Origin of the sequence: Aquabacterium sp. (assembly GCF_036279675.1) — a bacterium.
Lineage (GTDB): Bacteria > Pseudomonadota > Gammaproteobacteria > Burkholderiales > Burkholderiaceae_C > Aquabacterium.
In genome coordinates this window covers 52853-76764 of the sequence record NZ_DASUIS010000138.1, presented here as the reverse complement: position 1 = coordinate 76764, position 23912 = coordinate 52853, and the positions used below count along the sequence as shown (strand labels likewise).

The following is a 23912-nucleotide window of genomic DNA, read 5'->3' as shown; positions in this document are numbered from 1 at the left end:
AAATGCTGGCTGAGCATTGAAAATGGCTAACTGTCGGTTCAACGCGGACGCCATGGCAGGCCATCGCTTCGCGCTACGGTGCCGGTTAACCTGGGCGCTAGACATCAGAAGGAGCACACCTTGATCACCGACATCCTCCTTAAGCGATACCCCGAACGTTGGATACATTCCGATAGGGTTCCTCAGAATGCAGCGCTCTTGATTCGTCAAGCGGCCATCCTGCTGTATGAAGATATCGCGTCGAAGCTTCCAAACCGCACTAGGCTTTTTGAAACAGCAGAAAAGGGCCTTTCTCGAGAGATTGGCACGGTAGCTTTGGGTAGATTGCCAACGCCTGAACAAAGGGTCATGGAGTTTCTTAGCACGCCATACGATCTTTGGAACGACGCACACGGTGATCCGGATACGTTTTTCAAGCTCCGGCTCAGTCTTTTGGAACTTCTATTCCGTGAGGCAGAATCCATACTGCAAGGCTATGCACCCAAGAAGGACGTAGCCTCATGGTGGGCATTGCTACAGAAGCGATCTCAGTCGGCAAATAATCCGGTCGAGAATGCTCTCCAAGTAACAATGCTGGGAATTGCAGAGTTGAACAGCCGATTCAAAGATGCAGACATGCCCTTTGAATATCACAATGGGCTAATTCAAAGAGTCGACGACGAGCGGACATCAACCGAGATTGATCGTCCGTTTTGGAAACTCGTTTCCGATCCAAAGTACGCCAACATTGACACAGATATGAAAGAGGCCATCGATCGCAGAGATTCTGGAAAACCGGATGCTGCCTTCCATGCATTACGCGCACTTGAAAGCGCAATCAAAATCCTATCCGATGATCTGGGTAGAACACGAAACACCGAGAAAGGAGCCGCAGAATTCATCGACAATTTGGTGTCATCCAAGCATGGTCGATATATCGACACTTGGGAGGCTGAAGCCCTCAAGACTCTCTTCCGTGATTTGCGAAACCCACTTGGTCACGGCCCTGGCTCTACACAACCAATGAAACTCACGCACCAGCAGTCGTCTTGGGCAATTGAAACTTCTATGGCTTGGATCAAAAGCCTATTGCGGCGCAAGCCATGATCCAATGTCTAACTGCCGGTTCAACGCGGACAAGAGGGAGCTTGTCTAACTTTTGCGGACATTCAAACCTAACGGAGAATGCCTTGCAGAACAAATACTCAGCGAGGCAAACGCATCACGTCTCCCTCAATGCGCAGACGCCACCACCCCACCCCCACTCAAAATGGGTCGTCCAGGCGGCGCAGCCGGCACCAGCACCGGTGGTTGCTGCTCCAGCAGCGCCACCCAGAAGGGCTGGTTGTAGCGCCACCAGGCGTGGCCGCCCATGGGCGCCCTACCCTGGTTGATGGCCAGGTAGCGTTCGGGTTGCAGTTCGAGCGCAAACAGCGAGGCCACGCGCTCGTTGGGGATCTTGAAGCTCACAGACTGTGAGCCGATCAGCGAAAAGAAGATGTCTTCGCTGGAGCCCGAGCGCAGGAACATGTCCGTCGCCTGTGGGAACTCCTTGAGCAGCTGGATGCAGGCCGCATTGCGGCGCAGGCTCAGGCCGCCGTTGCCCACGTGCACCTTCACGCGTTTGCCCAGCGGGCCGGTGAAGTTGTCGAGGTTGATCATCACCTCCAGGCCATCGGGCCAGGGGGCGCCCACGTAGTCCCAGGGCTGGCTGCACCAGTGGTCCAGGTCGTCGCGCAGCAAGATGGCGTCCGTCTGCAGCACCAGCATGAACTCGTGGCTGCTGGCAAAGCGCTCGTAAAACGCGGGGTTCAGCAGCAGGCGGTTGTAGCCTTTGACAGAGGCAAAGTAGCCATTGTCAAAGCGCACCACGGGCACGCCCGGGTAGTGGCGGGTGTAGTAGCTCACGTCCAGGTGTTCGGGGGCCACGAAGAACAGGTCACGCCCGGGTTTGAGGTGCTGGGTGGAATAGTCCAGCGAGAACTTTTCCAGCGGCTCCAGCTCGGCCCGGTAGATGGGGATGACGATGGCGCACTGGCCTTTGGGGCTGTCGCTGTGGATGTTGGTGGTGCTGTTGGTGCTGCTGCTCATGATGCAAAACGCTCCCTCACGAATCTCATCACATCGGCCATGCGCTGGTCGCCGTGGTGGTGGTCCAGGGCGTAGCGGTGGCGGGCCACGATGCCGTCTGCACCGCCTGCGTCAAACATGGCCACGGCGCGCTCGATCAGCGGCTTGGGGTTCATGATGTCGTCGGGCGTGCTGAACACGATGTGTTCGCGGCTGATGTCCTTGATGGGTGGCAGGAACTGCATCGAGGCGGGCACCACGGGGATGCCGCCCGTGCTCAGCGCGTCAAAGATGCGGATGGCCACGTCATTGAGCACAGGCGCAATCCAGTGCACCTTGTGTGAATACCATTCCTCCAGGCGCTCTTCCGGCGTGCGCACATGGAAGTTGCGGTCGCTGAAGCCGATGGATGGGTAGTGCTGGCTCAGCGTGCTCACCACGCGGTTGCGGTAGGTGAACGGGGCATAGGGGATGTGCTTGCCCAGCGGCGCGTTGGAGCGCTTGGCCGTCACGATCTTCGCGATGCTGTCCGTCAAAAACTGGCGCGACCACTGCACGGTGCCGCAGTACACGGGGCCCACGGTGGCCCAGTTGTAGCGGGTCAGCAGGTAGAGGTTCTCGTGGTGGCCGGGGGCGTACACATCGCTGTGCGCGGCCAGGAAGGTGCTCAGGTCCAGCCAGTGGTGGTTGTCCCAGTCCCAGGCGATGAAGATGGTCTTGTCGCACTGGGTGTAGAAGTCGGCGTATTCGGCTTTGGCCTGGCCCACATCGTTGTTGTTGACGATGACGATGGCGCCTTCCAGGAAGGCCCGCTTCTCGGCGCGGATGGCCTCGTTGGGTTCTTCAAAGAAGCCCTTCTCCAGGTATTCCACCGTGCAGCCGGGGATCTGGCAGCCAAAGCCGTTGATGTTGGCGCCCAGAATCACGCGGGTCAGGCCCTTGTCGGCAAACCAGGCTTTGAGCGCATTGGCACGGCTGTGCTTGAGCGCGGCCAGATGAAAGAAGCCATCGTGCTGGGCGAACTTCACCAGCTCTTGCGATTGCTGCACAGGCAGCGTGCGGTTCTCGATGGCCTGGAAGACGGCGTGGATGCTGGGTTGCGCCATGGTGTGCTGCCCTCGCGGTGTTCAGAGTTGGTCGTGGGCTTCACCCAGCTCGGCCTTGCGCCACATGGCCACGTAGATGGATTCCATGTTGCGGCAGAAGCGTTCGGTGTCAAACAAGGCATGGGTGCCTTGGTTGGCAGCCAGCTTGGTGCGCAGGGCTTCGCGCAAGGGGCGGTCGTTGGCGAGCTTCAGGGCCAGGGCTTCGTAGCCTTCTTTCGAATCGGCCACCAGTTCGGGCATGCCGATGGCGTGCAGCAGGCTGGCCGCCACACGTGCCGGGAAGGCGCCGCCCATGAAGGTGACCACGGGCAGGCCGGCCATCAGGGCGTCGGCAGCGGTGGTGTGGGCGTTGTAGGGGTGGGTGTCCAGGAAGATGTCGGCCTGGCGGTAACGGGCCAGGTGGTCTTCCACCATGGGCACGCGGCCGGCAAACACCAGGCGCGATGGGTCCACGCCGCGCTTGGCGGCTTCGTTGCGCAGATTGGCCTGGGCAGCCTGCCCGCGCGACATCAGCCACAGCACGCTACCGGGCACCTGTTGCAGCAGGCGCATCCACACATCGAACAGCGGGGGCGAGATCTTGTAGTCGTGGCTAAACGAGCAGAACACCAGGGCCTCATCCGGCAGGCCGCATTCGGCGCGGGTGGGCGTGCGTTCGGCGATCTTCAGGCCGGCATCGGTGGGCAGGTAGGCATCGGGCAGATAGGCCACCTTCTCGTCGTAGAAGCACTGGTGCTCCGGCGGGATCACGTAGCGGTCGGCCATGATGTAGTCCATATAGGGCACACCCATGGTGCCGGGGTAGCCCAGGTAGTTCACGTGAACCGGCGCGGGGCGGTGGGCGAACACATCGGTGCGTGAATCAGCGGTGTAGCCGGCCAGGTCCACGGCGATGTCCACTTCCATCTCGCGCATCTTCTCGGCGATCTGGCGCGAGGTCATCAGGCGGGCGTCCACGAAGTGGTCGAAGCAGTTGAGCATGCGGCTGCGCAGGCGGCTCTTGTCGTCAATGCCCAGCGAGATGGCGATGGTCTCGAAGCGGCTCTTGTCGTGGTGCTCGAAGATGCCGCACATCAGGTGGCCCACCGGGTGCTCACGCAGGTCGGGCGAGACATAGGCCAGGCGGATCTTCTTATGGTTGTAGCGTTGGCCCGTCCACATGGCTTGCTTGGCCTGTGGGAAGCGCTGGCCGAACAGGCGCGAGCTGATCTGGTGGGCGGCCACGTCATCCGAGAACGCCATCAGCGGCAGGGATTTGCAGGTCTTCTTGCCTTGGTGGATGCCCTGCACGATGCGCTGGGCCATGCCTTCAAAGTCGGTCCAGTCACAGGCGTGCAGGCGTTCGTAGCCCAGCAGGCCCAGGCCCCAGTCGTAGTTGGGGTTGACGGCCAACAGGCGCTGGAACATGCCGATGGCTTCTTCCGAGCGCTTGAACTCGGTCAGGATGATGCCGCAGTTGCCCAGGGCGGTTTCGTGGTCGGGCTTGATCGCCAGCACCTGCTGGAAGCGCTGCAGGGCCTCCAGGTGGCGGTGGGTTTCGCGCAGCAGCACGCCGCTGTTGATCAGGGCTTCGGTGTATTGGGGGTTGACGGCCACGGCCTTGTCATAGGCCGCCAGGGCCTCTTCGCGGCGGCCCAGGTTCTGCAGCACGTTGGCGTAGGCCATCCACACCGGTGCAAAGCCTGGGGTGACCTGCACGCAGGGCTCCAGGATGGCCAGGGCGCGGGCGTGGTCCTGGCGGTGCATCAGGATCACGGCCAGCGAATAGGTGGCGATGCCGTCACAGGGGTGGGCTTGCAGGTAGCCGGTGAAGATGGCTTCGGCCTCGGCCAGTTGCCCTGCGTTTTGCAGCTCGATGCCGCGGATCAGGGTGGACTGATCCTGTGCGATCTGGCTGGGGGCTGGTTGCGGTGCGGGTTGCGGCTGCGTCGGTGCGGCGGCAACTGAGGCGGCCACTTCCTTCACAAGCGTCGAAACAGCTTGCTGTGCAGGACGAAAGGAGGCGGCAAGAGCTTGATTTCCCATCACATTGGCCCGTCAAAACACGGCGATCGTCGCCGCAGAGCCAAGATTAGGGGACCGCACCCTAGGGTGCTCCCGCCAACAAAGCGTGAAAAACCCGTCAAATTGGGCTTGTCATACCCGCAGATCTGATCAACGCGTCACAGCTTCGGGCGTCAGCCAGGTGGTCAGGCCCGATCCCAGGGAGCGCAACTGGGCGCTGGCCAGGTAGCCGTCATGCAGCGCGTTCACGTAGGCGATGCGCAGGTTGAAGTGGTCGCTCTCGGAGGACATCACGTCAAACAGCGAGCGGCGCCCCAGTTGGGACCACTGCTGGAAGGTGAAGTTGCGCACCCGTTCGCTGTCACGCAGCACGTCCACATAGCGTTTGGCACGGTCGAAGGCGCTGGTGGCCACGTCGTACATCTCGGCCGTGCGGCTGAACTTGGTGTTGAGCAGATCCTGCAATTGCTGGCGGCTGGCCTCGGCGCGCTTGGCGGCAGCTTTTGCCGTGGCCTCGTCAGAGAAGCCATTGAAGATGCTGTAGCTCACCGTGACGCCGGCATGCCACGATGAGGTACTGGCGGTGCCCTGCTGCCCTTGCGTCTTGCCCAGGCTCCAGTTGAACTGAGGCCCCTGCCCGGCCACCACGGCCTTGGCATAGCTGTCCTGGGCTTCGGCCTGCGCGCGCAGTTGCTGTGCGTCGTTGCCGAACTCGATCTGGCGGTTGATCTCACCGATCTCGGGCACGTTGGCCAGCGGGATGGTGATGCCGTCACCCGGGGGCACCTGGTCTCCGATCAGCTTGCGCAGCTTGATCTCGCTCTGGCGGCTCTGGGCCAGGGCCTGGTCGCGCTGTAACTCGGTTTGCTGCTGCGTCTTGCGGGCCTGCACCAGCTCGCTCATGCGGCCCTTGTCTTCATTGACGATGCCTTCCAGGGCCTCGACCAGGCAGCTCATCTTGCGCATGTATTGCTGGTAGACCTGGGCCTGCAGGCGGTAGCGGTTGCGCTCCAGCGCGGCGCTCACGGCCTCCAGCACGACTTGTTCGGTGGTCACGGCGGCGCCAAACTTGGCGGCACCGGCCAGGTTCGATCGCCAGTCCGTCAGGCGGCTGAGGCGGCCGTTGTCCCACAGGGGGGCCGACAGGTTCACGCCCAGGCTGGACTGGTTGCCCTTGCTCACGGTGGTGCCTTCCACCGTGCTGCCACCCGCACCCAGCACACCGCTGATGGACACCTGCGGCCAGCGGCCTGCCTTGGTCTCTACCACATCGAGTTCGGCCGCTTCGGCCAGCAGGCGCGCAGCCCCCACCGAAGCACTGCGGCGCTCGGCTTCACGCGCAATCAATTGCAGCTGGCTGACCGGGTCCATCGGTGCAGGCTCGGCTTCCACCTTGCCGGCAGCGGCCTTGGCACCGCCTTTGATATAGGCGGCCTTGTCCGGCTTGGGCTCGCCGGCCAGGTCATCCGCACAGCGCGCCCACGCGCCCACCATGCCGGCTTGCGCCGCCAGTACGGCCACACAGACAGCAGACTTCAGAAACGGGGATGTGGTGGTCTTCATGGCTCAACGCTCTCGGAAAGCTTCCTGGGACTTGACCAGTGGCATCAGCAGGTACTGCGCAACGGTCCTCTCGCCGGTCCGCACCTCGACCGTGGCTGTCATGCCGGGCATCACGGCCAGCGGCTTGTTCCCCTGGTGCAGGGTCGACACATCCGAGCGGATCAGCGCCCGGTAGTAGGTGGCGTCATGGGCGCCTGTCTTGGCGTCATCACCCAGGGCATCCGGGCTGATGTAATCGATCGTGCCTTTGAGGCCGCCATACAGGTAGTAGTCGTAGGCGCTGAGCTTGACCGTCACCGGCAGGCCCACCCGCACGAAGCCGATGTCAGCAGGCTTGATGCGGGCCTCGATGAGCACGCGCGGGCCGATCGGCAGGATTTCCATGATGGCAGCACCGGCAGGCACCACACCGCCCACCGTGGCGATGCGGATGTTCTTGACCAGGCCCTTGACGGGTGATTTCAGCGTGGTGCGGGTCAGCAAATCCTGCTTGACCACCATCTGCTCTTCCAGCTGGGCCAGCTCGGTTCGAACCTTGACCAGCTCACCGCTGGCGTCCTGCCGGAAGCGGTTGATGCGCTCCTGAATCTGCAAAGTCAGGTCATTGACCTGGCGCTGCGAACGCATCACTTCCACCTCGGACATCAGCCCCTTGGCCGACATGCGCTCGGCCATCGCCAGTTCGCGCCGCAACAGGCCCAGGCTGCGCCGGGTCACACCCACGGCCTCTTCCAGGGCCATGCGACGTGCTTCATACGATTCGGTCTCGTCATGCACGATCTGCGGCAAGGCCCGCACTTCCTTGGGGAAGATCAGCGGTTTGCCGGTGGACTCAGCCAGCAGACGCGCCAGCGTACCGGTCAAGGCCAGGCGCTTGGCTTCGCCTTCGTTCTGGCTGGCCTCGGCGCGTGTGGGGTCGATCTGCAAGAGATCCTGGCCCTTCTCGACCATCATCCCTTCACGCACCAGCATATTGCGCAGGATGCCGCCTTCCAGGCTGGCAATGACCTGCTCGCGACCATCTGACACCACCTTGCCTTCAGCCTTGGTGATCTGCTCGACGCGCGCCATGAAGGCCCAGGTGATCGCGATGACCACCACCGTCAGCATCAGGTAGATGGACCACACCGCTTGAGGCGTGGCCTCGACCAGTTCGGCCTGCTTGATGCCCGACATGAACTCTTCGTCGCCGGGGTAGGCCACCCCGTCGGCGTTCTTCCTGGATCGACGCAATGCCATTGCCATGATCGTCAACCCGCCGCCGCCAGCTCACGCTGCGGCTGAGGCGCAGCCGCTTGCGGCGCCTGTTGTTGTGCCTGCACTGGCTGCACATGGCCCGGGCGTTGGCCCGCCAGCATCGCCAGTACCTTGGCCTTGGGGCCGTCAGCCAGGATGCGGCCACTGTCGACCACGATGATGCGGTCCACCACATCCAGCAAGGCCGGGCGGTGCGTGACCACGATCAGCGTCTGCCCATGCACGGCAGAGCGCAGGTGATTGATGAAGCTGGCTTCAGACTGCGCATCCATTGAACTGGTGGGCTCGTCCATCAGCAGCACCTGGGATTTGGTCACCAGGCAACGTGCCAGCGCCACCAACTGGCGTTGGCCACCTGACAGCAAGGAACCCATTTCGCCCACAGGCAGGTCGTAGCCCATGGGATGCGACGCTGCGAGCTTGTCCAGCCCGGTTTGCCTGGCCACCTCCAGGAAGTGGCCCACATCGGCATTGGGGCGGCCCAACAGCACGTTTTCTTTCAAGGTGCCGTAGAACAGGCGAGGCTCTTGCGACACGAAGCCCACGTGCGTGCGGAAGTCCACCGGGTCGATCTGGCGCAGGTCGATGCCATCCACTTCCACAAAGCCATCTGTGGGCTGATACAGCCCGGCCAGCAGGCGCAGGATGGTGGACTTGCCGCTGCCGATCTTGCCCAGGATGGCGATGCGCTCACCCGGCTGGATCTGCATGTTGATGCCCTTGAGCACCGTGGGCGCATGATCGTGCTTGCCCTTCGGGTAGGCGAACATCACCTCGTGCAGGCCCAACTGACCCTTGAGGTTCTTGCGCGTGAGGTACTGCTTGCCCGCCACGCGCTCGGTGGGCATGGCCATCAGGTCATTGAGGATCAGCAAGGCGGCCTTGGCACCTTGGTAGCGGCTGGCCAGCGCCACCAGAGAGGTCAAGGGCGCCACGGCACGGCCGGCAAACATCACGGCGCCGATCAGCGAGCCACCAGACACCTGCCCCTCCTTGATCAGCACCACGCCCCACATGAGCATGGCCACCGTCACCAGGGGCTGCACCACGGCCGAGAAGTTGTTCACCAGACTGGCAATGGCACGCGAGCGCAGCGACGACGCCGCCGCAGCCGCATTGGCCGCCTCATAACGTTTGGAGAAGTAGCCTGCCGCACCGGCTGCGCGCACATCCTCCAGGCCTTCCATGGCCTCCACCAGCACGCCTTGCAAGTCGGCGTGCTGCGCCATATTGGCCCGCATCGAGCGGCGCAGCATGCGCTGGATGCCAATGGACAGGCCCAGCACCGTCGGGATCGCGATCAGCAGCACGAACACCAGCGGCCCGGCGATCACATAGGTCATCAGCACGAACAGGAAGATGAAGGGCAAGTCCGTCAGCACCGAGGCGCTGGCCGATGTCGAGAACTCGCGCACCACCTCGATCTGCGACAACCTGTGCGCAAACGAGCCAGCCGAATCGGGCCGGTGTTCCAGGCGGATGTTGAGCGCCTGGTTGAACAGCATGTTGCCCATGATCAGATCGGCCTTCTTGCCGGCCGTATCGATCAGGTAGCTGCGCAGCTGCCGCGCCACCAGGTCAAAGAAGATACCGATCAAGGTGCCGATGCCCAGCGACCACATGGTCACCATGGCGTCGTGCGGGATCACCTTGTCGTACACGATGGAGGTGAAGAAGCCCGTGACCAGCATGAGCAGATTGCTCAGCAGCGCCGCCACCATGGCAGAGCGGTAATAAGGCACGTAGCGCTTGAGCGTGGACCACAGCCAGTGCGATGGCGACAGTTGTTGCGCGTCGCGGTCACCATGCACGGTGCCAGGCTTCAGCGCGGCCAGCAAGGTGTAGCCGGAATACTCGGGCAACAGCTCTTCTTCCGTGGCGGTGCAGACCTCGTTGCCCGAACCCGGCATCACCACTTCATAGCGTGTGCCCCCTGCCCGCTTCGAGCGCGAGCCCAGGCGGCGCGTGAGGATCACGGCATCACCGTTCTTGAGCAGCATCACCACGGGCATCAGCAGGCCCAGGATCTTGCTGGGCGGGCGCTTGACCAGCGTCGCGCTGAACCCAACCTGCTTGAGCACCTGCACGGCCTGTGGCGGCGACATCCCGGCCTCGTCCACCTGCAAGCCATCCAGCAAGGAGGCATGGCTGCGGTCGATGCCATGGTGGTGGCACAACCAGACCACGGCCTCCAGCAGCGGATCGGCAGACAAGGCTGCGCCCTCACCTGCAGCAAAACTCTGCTCAGGTTCACCAATCGGTTCTTCGATCAGATCGGGCTCGGAGGTGGGGTCCACCAGATAGCTCCCAGGTAACAACAACGGGTACACGGCCCGTTTGGGGCCCCTTTAGGGACTTTTCGGGCGTGTACCTGGGATGCTAGGTGGGGGGCAAGGAAGTCTTAAGCGGCAATAGAGGCCACTTCGCCGCGCATTTCCGGCCCGCGCCACACGGACGCTCAGGCAGACGCCGAAGCGACGGCGCACGCGAGCCGTGCACGGCCGTCCGGGCAAGGCTTCAGCGACAGCGATGTGAGGGGAAAACGAAGAAGAGGGGTGGAGGCGCGGGCCGGAGTCGAACCGACCTACACGGATTTGCAATCCGGTGCATAACCGCTTTGCTACCGCGCCTCGGAAAAGGCATCCAGCGTGGAGCTGGAAAAAAGGGAAGCGCTTTGGCTTCCCTTTTCAGAATTTGGAGCGGGATAAGAGGCTCGAACTCTCGACCTATACCTTGGCAAGGTATCGCTCTACCAACTGAGCTAATCCCGCATATTGTCATTGCTGACAATTTTCTTCGCTTTGACTTCAGCTTGTTGGCTGCTGTCTTGATCGTTTTGGTTGTCGCGATCAGCGAAGACCTGAACTATACATCGATTTTGGTACTTTGCGCAAGGTGTCGCAAATTTTCATCAAGAATTTTTCGAAGTCCAGGACGTACACTTGCGCCCGGCGCCCCGGTGGTGAAATCGGTAGACACAGCGGACTTAAAATCCGCCGACGCTAAAACGTCGTGCCCGTTCGAGTCGGGTCCGGGGCACCATCTACACCGAGCGGCACTACTGCACGCCACACGGGCGGCACAAAGCCCAAGCCCCCTTCTCTTCCATTCGCGCTTGCCTAGAATGGGTCTCAAGAGATCAGCGGGAGCCACACCATGCGTGTACTCGTCCTCGGAAGCGGTGTGATCGGCGTGACCAGCGCCTATTGCCTGGCACGCGCCGGTGCGAAAGTCACCGTGATCGACCGACAGCCCGGGCCCGCCATGGAAACGAGCTTCGCCAATGCGGGCCAGATCTCACCTGGCTATGCCTCCCCATGGGCCTCACCCGGCCTGCCCCTCAAAGCCCTGCACTGGTTGTTCCAGCAGCACTCGCCCCTGGCCATCAGGCCAGACGGCAGTTTGTGGCAATGGCAATGGATGGCGCGCATGCTGCGCGAGTGCAAGCCAGAGCGCTATGCCGTCAACAAGGAGCGCATGGTGCGTGTGGCCGAATACAGCCGCGACTGCCTGCGCCAGTGGCGCGGTGAACTGGGCCTGCAATACGAAGGCCGCGCCCTGGGCACTTTGCAGATCTTCCGCACCCAGGCACAACTGCAGAGTGCCAACAAGGACACCTCGGTGCTGGACCGATGCGGCGTGCCCTACCAACTGATGACGCCCGATGAATGCGTGCAACAGGAGCCGGCCCTGGCGGCGCGCCAAGGCCTGCTGACAGGCGGCCTGTACCTGCCTGGTGACGAAACCGGCGATTGCCACCTCTTCACCCAGGTGATGGCCGAGAAGGCCCGCGCCCTGGGCGTGCAGTTCCAGCATGGCGTGCAGGTGGACCAACTGCTGCATGACGGCCAGCGCATCACCGGCGTGCGCCTGCTCACACCTCAAGGCGCCGAGGTGCGCCTGGCCGATGCCTATGTGGTGGCCATGGCCACGTATACGCGCGCGCTGCTGCGTGATCTGGCACTGGACCTGCCCGTGTACCCCGTCAAAGGCTACTCGCTCACGCTGCCCATCCAGCAGGCTGAGGCGGCCCCGCGTTCCACGGTGCTGGACGAAAGCTACAAGGTTGCCCTCACCCGCTTTGATCAACGCATCCGCGTGGGCGGCATGGCCGAGCTGGCCGGCTTTGATCTGAACCTGCGCGAAAGCCGACGAGCCACGCTGGAGCGCGTTGTGCGCGATCTCTTCCCCGATGCCGGCCCCATCGATCAAGGCGAGTTCTGGACCGGCCTGCGCCCCATGACACCCGACGGCACGCCCATCATCGGGCGCACCCGCATCGACAAGCTGTGGCTCAACACCGGCCACGGCACGCTGGGCTGGACCATGGCCGCCGGCAGCGGCCAGTTGCTCGCCGACATGCTGCTGGGCCGCCCTACCGCCATCCGCAGTGATGACCTGGCCCTGAGCCGCTACCAACGTGCGCCCATCAAGGTAGCCCCACCCGCACCCGCCATAGCCCGGCATCGTTCCTGACGCCTGCAGCAGGCAGAAAAAAAGCCCCGCCAGCTGAACTGGAGGGGCTTTTTCTTGAAAAGCTGGAGGCGCGGGCCGGAGTCGAACCGACCTACACGGATTTGCAATCCGGTGCATAACCGCTTTGCTACCGCGCCACTGATCTCGTGCTGATCAACTTTTGCTGATCAATCTCGTTGCCGAGCCCCGCAGTATCTCTGAAAAATCAGCAACGTGCAGGGCAGCAACAAAAAAGGAAGCCGAGTACTTCTACAAGGCTTCCTTTCGGAATTTGGAGCGGGATAAGAGGCTCGAACTCTCGACCTATACCTTGGCAAGGTATCGCTCTACCAACTGAGCTAATCCCGCATGTATCACCGATGGTGACGATCGCTTTATGCAGATGCTCTAGAGTTGCCCCTTGCTTTGCTGCATCGATCCCTGTTTGGTCACAAGCATCTTGCGATGTCTGTGCAGTGATCAGCGAAGACCTGAACTATACATCATTTTTGACGTTTCGATCAAGTCGTCGCTTTTTTTCATCAATCCATCAATGCTTCAGGACGTCGGTGCTGGTGGCAGCAGGCGCGGCGGCAGCAGCCTCCGGCTTGGCTTCCACCTTGGCCTCTTCGTCAGGCAGCGGCGTGGGTTGGCGCTCCAGGGCGACTTCCAGCACCTTGTCGATCCACTTCACAGGCACGATCTCGATCTGGCTCTTCACGTTCTCGGGGATCTCAGCCAGGTCCTTCACGTTCTCTTCAGGGATCAGCACGGTCTTGATGCCACCACGGTGAGCAGCCAGGAGCTTCTCCTTCAGGCCACCAATCGCCGTGACTTCACCACGCAGGGTGATTTCCCCCGTCATGGCCACGTCAGCACGCACCGGGATGCCTGTGAGCGCCGACACAAACGCCGTGGTCATGGCAGCACCGGCGGACGGACCGTCCTTGGGTGTGGCGCCATCAGGCACGTGGATGTGGATGTCGCGCTTCTCGAACAGATCGTCGGTGATGCCCAGGCGGCGAGCGCGTGAACGCACCACCGAACGAGCCGCCTCGACGGACTCCTTCATCACATCGCCCAGTTGCCCGGTGCGGATGATGTTGCCCTTGCCGGGCATGATCGCGGCTTCGATGGTCAGCAGATCGCCGCCCACTTCCGTCCACGCCAGGCCGACGACCTGACCGATCTGGTTGTCCTTCGTGGCTTCGCCGTAGCTGTACTTGCGCACGCCCAGGAAGTCATTGAGGTTCTCGTCGGTAACGACCACCTTCTCGGTGTACTGCTTGAGCGCAAAGCCCTTGATCACCTTGCGGCAGATCTTGGAGACTTCGCGTTCCAGCGAACGCACACCGGCTTCACGGGTGTAGTAGCGGATGATGCCGCGGATGGCGCTTTCAGCGACTTCCAGTTCACCTTCCTTCACACCGTTGTTCTTGATCTGCTTGGGCAGCAGGTACGTTTGAACGATGTGCACCTTCTCGTCTTCGGTATAGCCGGCCAGGCGAATCACTTCCATCCGGTCCAGCAGGGCTGGCGGGATGTTCAGCGAGTTCGAGGTCGCCACGAACATCACATCCGACAAGTCGAAATCGACTTCGATGTAGTGGTCGCCGAAGGTGTGGTTCTGCTCGGGGTCGAGCACTTCCAGCAGCGCCGATGAAGGGTCGCCACGGAAGTCCATGCCCAGCTTGTCGATCTCGTCAAGCAGGAACAGGGGGTTGCGCACACCGACCTTGCCCAGGCTCTGCAGCACCTTGCCCGGCATGGAGCCGATGTAGGTACGACGGTGGCCACGGATCTCGGCTTCGTCACGCACGCCGCCCAGGGCCATGCGCACGAACTTGCGGCCGGTCGCACGGGCGATCGACTGACCCAGCGAGGTCTTGCCGACGCCGGGGGGGCCAACCAGGCACAGGATGGGCGCCTTGACCTTGTCCACGCGTTGTTGCACGGCAAGATACTCAAGGATGCGTTCCTTGACCTTGTCGAGGCCATAGTGCTCTTCGTTCAGCACGGACTCCGCCAGGGCCAGGTCATGCTTGACCTTGGACTTCTTGCTCCAGGGCAGGCCGACCAGGGTGTCGATGTAGTTGCGCACCACGGTGGCTTCTGCCGACATGGGCGACATCAGCTTGAGCTTCTTGAACTCGGCATCGGCCTTCTTGCGTGCCTCCTTGGGCATGCGAGCGGACTCGATCTTCTTGGCGATTTCTTCGAGGTCTGCGCCCTCTTCGCCTTCACCCAGTTCTTTCTGGATGGCCTTGACCTGTTCGTTCAGGTAGTACTCGCGCTGCGACTTCTCCATCTGGCGCTTGACGCGGCCACGGATGCGCTTTTCGACCTGCAGGATGTCGACTTCGTGCTCGAGTTGTTCCAGCAGCTTTTCCAGGCGGCCAGACACCGAGAACAGGTCCAGCACGGCCTGCTTGGCTTCGAGCTTGAGCGGCAGATGTGCAGCGATGGTGTCGGCCAGGCGACCCGCATCATCGATACCGGAGATCGACGTCAGGATTTCAGGCGGGATCTTCTTGTTGAGCTTGACGTACTGGTCAAACTGTTGCGTCACCGCGCGGCGCAGCGCTTCAACTTCAGGCGTGATGCTGCCTTCAGGTTGAACCGGCACCACATCAGCGGTGAAGTACTCGTTTTCGTCGTGGATGGCCGACGTATTGGCTCGTTGAACGCCTTCGACCAGCACCTTCACGGTACCGTCAGGCAATTTCAACATCTGCAAAATGCTGGAGACGCAGCCGATGTCGAACATGTCTTCCGCCTTGGGCTCATCCTTGCCGGCTGCCTTCTGGGCGACCAGCATGATTTGCCTGCCAGCTTCCATCGCGGCTTCGAGGGCCTTGATGGATTTGGGGCGTCCCACGAACAGCGGGATCACCATGTGCGGAAAGACCACGACATCTCGCAGCGGCAGCAGCGGCAGCGTGATGGGATCGGAGGGAAGGATGGGGTGTCCAGACATATTGGGCTCACTTTCTCTGATACCCACATGGGGCTTCAGCGATAAAACACAAGGGCACCGTGAAAACCTTGGATCACAGGGTCTTCAGCGGTGCCCGTCAGAGCTGAACTTCAAGAGTTCGCTCAGGCACTGGCCTTAGCCTGTTCCCGATACACCAACAAGGGCTTGGCGTTCTCTTCGATGGTGGCCTCATCCAGGACCACCTTTTGCACTCCTTCCTGTGTAGGCAGTTCGAACATCGTGTCAAGCAACGACTGTTCCAGGATGGATCGCAGACCACGTGCACCGGTCTTGCGGGCCAGCGCCTTGCGGGCGATGGCCGACAGGGCCTGCGGACGGATCTCCAGTTCGACGCCATCCATGCTCAGCAGTTGCTGATATTGCTTGAGAAGCGCGTTCTTGGGTTCGGTCAGGATACGCACGAGCGCATCCTCGGTCAATTCGCCCAGCGTCGCCACAACGGGCAAACGGCCAACCAGTTCGGGGATGATGCCGAACTTGATCAGATCCTCGGGCTCGACCTCGCGGAAGACCTCGGAGAGCTTCTTTTCTTCCTTGCTCTGCACGGAAGCGCCGAAGCCGATGCCGGACTTCACCGAACGGTTCTGGATGACCTTTTCCAGGCCATCGAAAGCACCGCCGCAGATGAACAGGATGTTGGTCGTGTCGATCTGCAGGAAGTCCTGATTGGGGTGCTTGCGGCCACCCTGCGGTGGCACGCTGGCCATAGTGCCTTCGATCAGCTTCAGCAGTGCCTGCTGCACGCCCTCACCCGACACGTCACGCGTGATGGACGGGTTGTCGGACTTGCGCGAGATCTTGTCGATTTCGTCGATGTAGACGATGCCGCGCTGGGCCTTCTCGACCTCGTAGTTGCAGTTCTGCAGCAGCTTCTGGATGATGTTTTCAACGTCCTCACCCACATAACCGGCTTCGGTCAGGGTGGTGGCGTCGGCAATCACGAAAGGCACGTTCAGCAGGCGGGCCAGCGTCTGGGCCAGCAGCGTCTTGCCGGAGCCGGTGGGCCCGATCAGCAGGATGTTGCTCTTGGCCAGTTCGACATCGGGCTTCTTGTTCTCGCCCGTGCCCATGTGCTTGAGCCGCTTGTAGTGGTTGTAGACCGCCACGGACAGCGTGCGCTTGGCCGTGTCCTGGCCAATCACGTACTGGTCCAGGCTGGATTTGATTTCGGCCGGCGTAGGCAGATCGCTGCGAGCGGGGCGTGATTGCTCGGCTTCGGCTGCGACTTCATCGCGGATGATGTCGTTACACAGCTCGATGCACTCGTCGCAGATGAAGACCGACGGGCCGGCGATGAGCTTCTTCACCTCGTGCTGGCTCTTTCCGCAGAAGGAGCAGTACAAGATTTTTTCGCTGGAGGAGCCTTTTTTCTCGGGCATGGTGCAGGCCTGTCAAAGAGTCGGCAAGGGGGTTGGGGACATGATAAGACAAATGCCCCTGCGTCGATCTCGGTGAACTGCCCCATCTTGGCGCGGCTTTTTTGCCACTTTGGGGTCAATCCGGAGACGAGCGGGGGCCCGTCTGTCAGATCACTGTCGCTTGTCCAGCACCTTGTCGATGAGTCCGTAAGTGGCGGCCTCATCGGCCGACATGTAGTAGTCGCGTTCGGTATCGTTCTGGATCTTCTCCAGGGGCTGGCCGGAACGCTCGGCCAGGATACGGTTGAGTTGTTCGCGGGTCTTGAGGATCTCGCGGGCGTGGATTTCGATGTCCGTCGCCTGACCTTGTGCACCACCCAGGGGCTGGTGAATCATGATCTTGGAGTTGGGCAGCGCAAAACGCTTGCCCTTGGTGCCGGCAGCCAGCAGGAAGGCGCCCATGGAGGCGGCCATGCCCATGCACAGCGTCGACACATCCGGCTTGATGAAGTTCATCGTGTCGAAGATCGACATGCCGGCGCTCACGCTGCCGCCAGGCGAGTTGATGTAGAACGAAATGTCCTTGTCGGGGTTTTCGCTCTCGAGGAACAGCATCTGTGCCACGACCAGGTTGGCGGTGGCGTCGTTGACGGGACCGACCAGAAAGATCACCCGCTCGCGCAAGAGGCGGCTGTAGATGTCGTAGGCGCGCTCGCCACGACCCGATTGCTCAATGACCATGGGCACCATGCCCAGGTTTTGAATGTCCAGTGCGCTCATGTGCTTCCTTCAAAAGAGGCCCCTCGCAAAAAGGAGCCGCAAATGTGTATGTAAAACGATTATGACTTGCGAAAAGCCCGGGTCGAACGCTGGAAAAAGCGCACGACTACCTTGGTCGTCTTTCCGTTGTTTGCAAGCACAGACACGGTCGCACAAAACAAAAGCACCTGCCCTCACTCGGGATTGCAGGTGCTTTTTTTGAGGGTTTCCCTGGCTGACGACCGGCATTCACCGGCAAACGTCAGAGCCCGGGGCCCTTTTTCCTGTCAGATCGAACGATCAGGCTGCGGCTTGCTGACCCATCAGTTCTTCGAAGCTCAGGGCCTTGTCGGTCACCTTGGCCTTGGACAGCACGAAGTCAGCCACGTTGCCTTCGATCACGACGGCTTCCACTTCAGCCATGCGCTGACGGTCGCTCATGTACCAGGCCACCACTTGAGCGGGCTGCTCGTAGCTTTGTGCCAGCTCTTGAATGTGAGCTTGCAGTTGCTCGGGCTTGGCAGCCAGGTTGTTGGCCTTGACCAGCTCGGCCACGGTCAGGCCCAGACGCACGCGGCGCTCGGCTTGGGGCTTGAACATTTCAGCGGGGATCGGAGCCTTGTCGGCGTCCTTGATGCCACGTGCCTTCAGGTCTTCGCGGGCGCCTTGCACCAGGCGGTCGGACTCGGCGGCCACCAGCGACTGGGGCAGATCGAAGTCAACCAGCTTCAGGATGGCTTCCATCACGGCAGCCTTGTTGCGGGCGGCCACGCGGAACTTCACTTCGCGCTCGAGGTTGCGCTTGATGTCGGCGCGCAGCGCGTCGATCGAACCATCGGCCAGGCCCAGGCCCTTGATGAACTCGTCGTTCAGCTCGGGCAGGTTCTGGGCTTCCACCTTCTTGACGGTCACCAGGAAGTCAGCTTCCTTGCCGGCCACGTCCTTGCCGTGGTAGTCCTCGGGGAAGGCCAGGGGGAAGGTCTTGGAGTCGCCAGCCTTCATGCCGCGCACGGCCTTTTCGAACGCTTCGAGCATCTGGCCTTCGCCGACCAGGAACTGGAAGCCTTCAGCCTTGCCGCCGTCGAAAGGCACGCCGTCGATCTTGCCTTCGAAGTCGATGGTCACGCGGTCGCCGTCAGCAGCGCCTTCGGCAGCAGGACGCTGGGCGAAAGTGCGGCGTTGCTTGCGCAGGATCTCGATGGTGCGGTCGATGGCAGCGTCGTTGACTTCAGCCGTCACGCGCTCGACTTCGGCGGTGGACAGGTCACCGATGGTCACGTCGGGATAGACCTCGAACGTGGCATCGAATTGCAGTTGACCTTCAACCGGGCCACCTTCCTTTTCGGAGATGCTGGGTTGACCGGCCACACGCAGGTTGGCTTCTTGAGCGGCTTGAGCGAAGGCTTCGCCCAGCTTGTCGTTGACCACTTCGTACTGCACGGAATAGCCGTAGCGCTGGGCCACGACGTTCATCGGCACCTTGCCAGGACGGAAGCCGTCGGCCTTGACGGTGCGAGCCAGCTTCTTGAGGCGGGCATCCACTTCCGATTGCAGAACGTCAGCAGGCAGCGACAGCGTGATGCGGCGCGCCAGCTTGTCGAGGGTCTCCACGTTGATCGCCATGATGTGATCTCTCAGTAAGGAATAAGAATTGAGTCTGGTGCGCGGGGGGGGACTCGAACCCCCACACCATTGCTGGCGTCAGGACCTAAACCTGGTGCGTCTACCAATTTCGCCACCCGCGCATGAACTCTGAAAAGCCCGGCCACCGGTCGCTCCTGCGAAGCGGCTCACGAAGTGAAACTGTCTCACGCAGGCCCGCCCGACACCCGGACTGGCTAATTTGGTCTGAACCGCCGATTCTAGCGCGGCTCAGACCCTGTTTTTCACGCTTCAGGCCACGCCGGTATCGCGGCGAACCCTGAACCAGGCGGCGTACATGGCCGGCAGGGCCAGCAAAGTGAGCAAGGTCGCCACAATCAGCCCGCCCATGATGGCCACGGCCATCGGGCCCCAGAAGGCGCTGCGGCTCAGCGGGATCATGGCCAGCACGGCGGCGGCGGCGGTCAGGACGATCGGGCGGAAACGGCGCACGGCCGCCCCGACGATGGCATCCCAGGCCGGCACGCCACGGGCGCGGTCCTGCTCGATCTGGTCGATCAGGATCACGGAGTTGCGCATGATCATGCCCATCAGCGCGATCACACCCAGCATGGCGACAAAGCCGAACGGACGGTCGGACGCCAGCAAGGCCATGGCCACCCCCGCAATGCCCATCGGGCCGGTGAGGAACACCAGCATGGCGCGCGAGAAGCTCTGCAGCTGCAGCATCAGCAAGGTGAAGATGATGAACAGCATGGCCGGCACGTTGGCAAAGATGGAGCCCTGCCCCTTCGAGCTTTCTTCTGCCGTACCCGCCAGTTGCACGTGGTAGCCCACGGGCATCTTCGCCTCCAGCGCCTTCATCTGAGGCCACAGTGCCTGACTGACGGTCGGCCCCTGGATGCCTTCGCGCACATCACCTTGCACGGTGATGGCGAAATGGCGGCCTTCACGCCACAGCACGCCCGGCTCCCAGACCATCTGGGGCTTGGCCACCTGCAACACCGGCACCATGCGGCCGGAAGCCGTGGGCACATAGGCGTTACCCAGCGCACTCATGGACTCGCGTTCTGATTGCGGTGAACGCAGCGCGATCTCGATCAGGCGGTCGCCCTCGCGGTACTGGCCAATGGTCGTGCCGGAGGTCAGCACCTGGGTGGCCTGTGCGATGGATTGGGTGGTCACGCCCAATGCACGCGCCTTGTCCTGGTCCACGGTCAAGCGAACCGACTTGATGGCTTCATTCCAGTTGTCGTTGACACCACGCATGTCGGCGTGCGCCCGCATCAGGTCCTTGGCTTCTTCGGCCCAGTGGCGCAAGGTGGTCACGTCCTCACCCACGATGCGGAACTGCACCGGATAAGGCACGGGTGGCCCGTTGGGCAGCAGCTTGACGCGGGCACGGACTTCCGGGAACTCGGCGGCCAGGATCTCGGGCAGCTTGTGGCGCACCTTCTCGCGCATGGAAGCATCCACCGGCAAGACCACGACCTGGCTGACGTTGCTTTGCGGGAAGATCTGGTCCATCGGCAGATAAAAACGTGGCAGGCCCGAGCCGATCCACGAGCTCACCGTCTTGACGCCCGGCTCTTTCATCATGCGGGACTCGAAGCGCCGGGCCACCGCCTCGGTCGTATCGAAACTGGAGCCTTCGGGCAGCCAGAGGTCCACGATGATTTCAGGGCGACTTGAATCCGGGAAGAACTGCTGCTGGACCTTGCCCATGCCCACAAAACCCAGGAACAAGGCGCTCAAGGTGATGGCGATGGTGATCCAGCGGTGCCCCACGCACCAGTTCACCAGCGCCTTGAAGCGCGAGTAGAACGGGGTGTCGTACAGATCGACCGCGTCACCGGCCTGCACCTTGGGCTTGGTGCGCAGCAGCCATTGCCCCAGATAGGGCACGAAGTACACGGACACGATCCACGAGATCAGCAAGGCGGCGGCCGTGACGGCAAAAATGGCATACGTGTACTCACCCACCGACGAGTTGGCCATCCCGATGGGCAGGAAGCCGGCAGCCGTGATCAGCGTGCCTGTCAGCATGGGCATGGCCGTGATGTCGTAGGCGGCTGTGGCCGCGCTCATCTTGTCGTAGCCCTCTTCCAGCTTGTGCACCATCATCTCGACGGCGATGATGGCGTCATCCACCAGCAAGCCCAGCGCGATGATGAGCGCGCCCAGCGAGATCTTGTGCAGGCCCACCCCCCAGAGATCCATGATCAGGAAGGTCACGGCCAGCACCAGCGGAATGGTGATGCCCACGACCAGACCTGGCCAGACATCCAGGCGCAGCGGCTTGGTGTGCAGCCCCAGGCTCAGGAAACTCACGGCCAGCACAACGACCACCGCCTCCACCAGCGCGTGCACGAACTCGCCCACGGAGGACGTCACCGCCTGCGGCTGGTTCTGGATCTGATCGAGCTCGATGCCCACAGGCAGGTCGGCCTTGATGAGCTCGGTGGCCGCCGTCAGGCTCTTGCCCAGCTGGATGATGTCGCCGCCCTTGGCCATGGAGATGCCCATGGCGATCACGGCCTTGCCCTGGTGGCGCACCTTGGTCACGGGTGGGTCTTCATACCCGCGGCGGATGGTGGCGATGTCGCCCAGGTGGAAGGTGCGTGCCTGCCCGTTGGCCTGGTTGATCAGGCGCAGCGGCATCCGGCGAATCTGCTCGATGTTCTGGAAGGCGCCATTCACGCGCATCTGCACATTGGTGCGGTCGCCGTTGTAGACACCGGCGCCCTCGATGCCGTTCTGGGCATTGAGCTGCTGGATCACCTGAGACAGGTCCAATCCCAGTTGAGCCAGTTTGAACTGAGGAATCTCCAGGAAAATCTTTTCAGCCTGAACCCCGAACAGCTCCACCTTGGCCACGCCCGGCACACGCAGCAGATCGGAACGGGCGCGATCTGCAAACTGCCGCAGCTCTTCCGGCGAGAAGCCATCGGCCGACAGCGCGTAGATCGAGCCGTACACATCGCCGAACTCGTCATTGAAGAACGGGCCGATCACGCCCTGGGGCAAGGTGTGGCGCATGTCGCCCACCTTCTTGCGCACCTGATACCAAAGGTTTGGAATTTCCTTGGGGGGCGAAGAGTCCTTGACCATGAACATGGTGAAGGACTCACCCGGCTTGGTGTAGGACTGGATCTTGTCCGCGTAAGGGACTTCCTGCAGCGTGCGCTCGATCTTGTCGGTCACCTGCTCGGCCATCTGCTGGGCGGTCGTGCCCGGCCAATAAGAGCGCACGACCATGATGCGGAAGGCAAAGGGCGGATCTTCGTCCTGCCCCAGCTGGAAGTAGGCGGCCAGGCCCAGCAGCATCAGCACCACCATCAGGTAGCGCGTCAGTGCGGGGTGCTCCAGCGCCCAGCGGGAAATATTGAAACGCTGCCCTTGCGCCTCGTTCGAGGAATCTGGCTTGTGACTCAAGACTCGCTCCTCGCCGATCAGGGCTTCACCGCCGGGCTGTTGCCCGAAGCAGCCGCATCAGCAGCGCCAGCCCGATAGCGGCGCACCTTCTGACCGGGATTGAGCGCATGCACGCCCGCCGTCACGATCTCCTGGCCGGCGTTCAGGCCCTTGGCCACCAGCACCACATTGCCGGTGATGTCACCCGTGATGACGGGCTGCGGCTTGACGGTCATGGTCTTGTCGTCCAGCACCCAGACGATGGACTTGCCATCGCGCTCGGCCAGGGCGTACAGCGGAATGCGCAGGCCACCGCTGACACGCGCTGGCGTGTTGAAAGCCACGCTGGCCGACTGGCCCAGCTCGAAGCCGGCCTTGCCGACATCGGCCTTGGCCTGGAAAGTGCGCGTCACGGGATCAGCGGCTGCGGCGACTTCACGCACGGTGGCCGGCACCCACTCGCTGGTACCCCAGCGGCGAACCTTGATCGCATCCTTCTTGCCAACCAGGCCACGCACCACCTGCCCCAGATCCTCGGGCACGGCGAACACGGCGTCACGCGCGCCGTCATGGGCCAGGGTCAGCACCGGCATGCCGGCGTTCACCACCTGGCCGGGCTCCATGTCCACCGAGGTGATCACACCTGCGGCGTCGGCCACCAGCGCGGCGTAGCTGGTTTGATTGCTCTGGACACCGGCTTGTGCACGCGCCTGACGCAGGTTGGCCTCGGCGGTTCGCGCCATGGTGGTGTGGCGCTCCAGCTCAGCCTCGCTGATGAAGCCTTGCGACTTCAGTTCGGTGAAACGCTTGAGATCGGACGTAGCCTGCGTGGCATTGGCCTCGGCCGCAGCCAGACCGGCTCGCGCGGCATCCTGTTGCAGACGCAGATCCTGTGGATCCAGTTGCCCCAGCACCTGCCCGGAGCGAACCGATTGACCCAGCTCGACCAGACGGCGGGCCACCTTGCCGGGCACACGGAAGCCCAGGCGCGACTCCGTACGGGCACGGATGTCGGCGGAATACTCACGCTCCAGCACGCCACCTGTTTCAGAGATCAGCAAGGTGCGAACCGCGCGCTCGGGCGTGGGCGCAGGGGCTTCCTTGCTGCAGCCTGCGAGGACCAGGGCCAGTGCAGACGAGATCAAAGCCATGACCGCAGGCACGCGGCGCGCATTCAATTTCATAGAGCGATATATGTGAAATCAATGGGTGATGCGCGGTCATTCGACGACAGAAAAACGCCGGGCATCAGGCGATGACAGAATAACTGACTCGCGGGTCAGTAATGTAGGCAAGGACTTCCTGATCTGTCAATTCAGCTATTGAGACAATACGGCCTGCGTCTCA

General features: G+C 62.1%; 14 protein-coding genes and 6 tRNA genes. 3 read left to right on the top strand and 17 right to left on the bottom strand.

Annotation, left to right across the window (positions count from 1 at the left end; translation table 11 throughout):
* Window positions 1-120: 120 nt before the first annotated feature.
* Complete coding sequence (locus VFW93_RS15980; RefSeq protein ID WP_329694952.1) at window positions 121-1086, top strand: AbiJ-NTD4 domain-containing protein; 966 nt, start codon at window positions 121-123, stop codon at window positions 1084-1086.
* A gap of 126 nt (window positions 1087-1212) precedes the next feature.
* Here VFW93_RS15980 and VFW93_RS15975 read toward each other — a convergent pair whose 3' ends face one another.
* The 8 genes from VFW93_RS15975 to VFW93_RS15940 all read right to left on the bottom strand — a co-directional run bounded on the left by VFW93_RS15975 (window position 1213) and on the right by VFW93_RS15940 (window position 10750).
* The gene (locus tag VFW93_RS15975) at window positions 1213-2070 is read right to left on the bottom strand and encodes a DUF5672 family protein (RefSeq protein WP_329694951.1); all 858 of its coding nucleotides are present in this window, start codon (window positions 2068-2070) and stop codon (window positions 1213-1215) included.
* Window positions 2067-3155 (bottom strand): hypothetical protein, encoded by a 1089-nt coding sequence (locus tag VFW93_RS15970; RefSeq protein WP_329694950.1) that lies wholly within the window; start codon window positions 3153-3155, stop codon window positions 2067-2069. Before VFW93_RS15970 ends, VFW93_RS15975 begins: the two co-directional genes overlap by 4 nt.
* Before the next feature lie 21 nt (window positions 3156-3176).
* Window positions 3177-5111 carry a tetratricopeptide repeat protein gene (locus tag VFW93_RS15965; protein ID WP_329694949.1) on the bottom strand — a complete coding sequence of 645 codons (1935 nt, stop codon included), beginning with the start codon at window positions 5109-5111 and terminating at the stop codon, window positions 3177-3179.
* Between the two features lie 198 nt (window positions 5112-5309).
* Window positions 5310-6722, bottom strand: coding sequence for a TolC family protein (locus VFW93_RS15960; protein WP_329694948.1), 1413 nt, complete (start codon window positions 6720-6722; stop codon window positions 5310-5312).
* A gap of 3 nt (window positions 6723-6725) precedes the next feature.
* On the bottom strand, window positions 6726-7961 hold the full coding sequence (locus VFW93_RS15955) for an HlyD family type I secretion periplasmic adaptor subunit (protein ID WP_329694947.1): 1236 nt from the start codon (window positions 7959-7961) through the stop codon (window positions 6726-6728).
* A gap of 11 nt (window positions 7962-7972) precedes the next feature.
* The gene (locus tag VFW93_RS15950; RefSeq protein WP_329694946.1) at window positions 7973-10276 is read right to left on the bottom strand and encodes a type I secretion system permease/ATPase; all 2304 of its coding nucleotides are present in this window, start codon (window positions 10274-10276) and stop codon (window positions 7973-7975) included.
* Window positions 10277-10535: 259 nt separating this feature from the next.
* Window positions 10536-10609: transfer RNA gene (locus VFW93_RS15945), tRNA-Cys, on the bottom strand.
* Window positions 10610-10674: 65 nt separating this feature from the next.
* A tRNA-Gly gene (locus VFW93_RS15940) sits at window positions 10675-10750 on the bottom strand.
* Between the two features lie 182 nt (window positions 10751-10932).
* On the opposite strand from VFW93_RS15940, the gene VFW93_RS15935 reads away from it, so the two are divergent.
* Window positions 10933-11021, top strand: a tRNA-Leu gene (locus VFW93_RS15935).
* A 114-nt stretch (window positions 11022-11135) separates the two neighbouring features.
* The gene (locus VFW93_RS15930; RefSeq protein WP_329694945.1) at window positions 11136-12455 is read left to right on the top strand and encodes a D-amino acid dehydrogenase; all 1320 of its coding nucleotides are present in this window, start codon (window positions 11136-11138) and stop codon (window positions 12453-12455) included.
* A 63-nt stretch (window positions 12456-12518) separates the two neighbouring features.
* Here the strand turns inward: VFW93_RS15930 and VFW93_RS15925 are convergent.
* From VFW93_RS15925 to VFW93_RS15885, 9 genes are all read right to left on the bottom strand, one after another.
* Window positions 12519-12592 (bottom strand) — tRNA-Cys (locus VFW93_RS15925).
* A gap of 135 nt (window positions 12593-12727) precedes the next feature.
* Window positions 12728-12803 (bottom strand) — tRNA-Gly (locus VFW93_RS15920).
* Between the two features lie 181 nt (window positions 12804-12984).
* On the bottom strand, window positions 12985-15411 hold the full coding sequence (gene lon, locus VFW93_RS15915) for an endopeptidase La (RefSeq protein WP_329694944.1): 2427 nt from the start codon (window positions 15409-15411) through the stop codon (window positions 12985-12987).
* A gap of 122 nt (window positions 15412-15533) precedes the next feature.
* The gene (clpX, locus tag VFW93_RS15910; RefSeq protein WP_329694943.1) at window positions 15534-16811 is read right to left on the bottom strand and encodes an ATP-dependent Clp protease ATP-binding subunit ClpX; all 1278 of its coding nucleotides are present in this window, start codon (window positions 16809-16811) and stop codon (window positions 15534-15536) included.
* Between the two features lie 150 nt (window positions 16812-16961).
* Window positions 16962-17570 carry an ATP-dependent Clp endopeptidase proteolytic subunit ClpP gene (gene clpP, locus VFW93_RS15905; protein ID WP_329694942.1) on the bottom strand — a complete coding sequence of 203 codons (609 nt, stop codon included), beginning with the start codon at window positions 17568-17570 and terminating at the stop codon, window positions 16962-16964.
* A 279-nt stretch (window positions 17571-17849) separates the two neighbouring features.
* Window positions 17850-19172, bottom strand: coding sequence for a trigger factor (gene tig, locus VFW93_RS15900; RefSeq protein WP_329694941.1), 1323 nt, complete (start codon window positions 19170-19172; stop codon window positions 17850-17852).
* A 35-nt stretch (window positions 19173-19207) separates the two neighbouring features.
* Window positions 19208-19294: transfer RNA gene (locus tag VFW93_RS15895), tRNA-Leu, on the bottom strand.
* Between the two features lie 148 nt (window positions 19295-19442).
* A complete protein-coding gene (locus tag VFW93_RS15890) occupies window positions 19443-22586 on the bottom strand; it encodes an efflux RND transporter permease subunit (protein WP_329694940.1) in 3144 nt (1047 codons plus the stop codon).
* A gap of 17 nt (window positions 22587-22603) precedes the next feature.
* Complete coding sequence (locus tag VFW93_RS15885) at window positions 22604-23749, bottom strand: efflux RND transporter periplasmic adaptor subunit (RefSeq protein ID WP_329694939.1); 1146 nt, start codon at window positions 23747-23749, stop codon at window positions 22604-22606.
* Between the last annotated feature and the right edge of the window lie 163 nt (window positions 23750-23912).

What these genes read in the sequence shown, in the direction of transcription:
- VFW93_RS15975 (WP_329694951.1), bottom strand. Translation starts at nt 2,070, where the DNA reads ATGAGCAGCAGCACCAACAGCACCACCAACATCCACAGCGACAGCCCC.
- VFW93_RS15970 (WP_329694950.1), bottom strand. Translation starts at nt 3,155, where the DNA reads ATGGCGCAACCCAGCATCCACGCCGTCTTCCAGGCCATCGAGAACCGC.
- VFW93_RS15960 (WP_329694948.1), bottom strand. Translation starts at nt 6,722, where the DNA reads ATGAAGACCACCACATCCCCGTTTCTGAAGTCTGCTGTCTGTGTGGCC.
- VFW93_RS15955 (WP_329694947.1), bottom strand. Translation starts at nt 7,961, where the DNA reads ATGGCATTGCGTCGATCCAGGAAGAACGCCGACGGGGTGGCCTACCCC.
- VFW93_RS15930 (WP_329694945.1), top strand. Translation starts at nt 11,136, where the DNA reads ATGCGTGTACTCGTCCTCGGAAGCGGTGTGATCGGCGTGACCAGCGCC.
- lon (WP_329694944.1), bottom strand. Translation starts at nt 15,411, where the DNA reads ATGTCTGGACACCCCATCCTTCCCTCCGATCCCATCACGCTGCCGCTG.
- clpX (WP_329694943.1), bottom strand. Translation starts at nt 16,811, where the DNA reads ATGCCCGAGAAAAAAGGCTCCTCCAGCGAAAAAATCTTGTACTGCTCC.
- clpP (WP_329694942.1), bottom strand. Translation starts at nt 17,570, where the DNA reads ATGAGCGCACTGGACATTCAAAACCTGGGCATGGTGCCCATGGTCATT.
- tig (WP_329694941.1), bottom strand. Translation starts at nt 19,172, where the DNA reads ATGGCGATCAACGTGGAGACCCTCGACAAGCTGGCGCGCCGCATCACG.
- VFW93_RS15885 (WP_329694939.1), bottom strand. Translation starts at nt 23,749, where the DNA reads ATGAAATTGAATGCGCGCCGCGTGCCTGCGGTCATGGCTTTGATCTCG.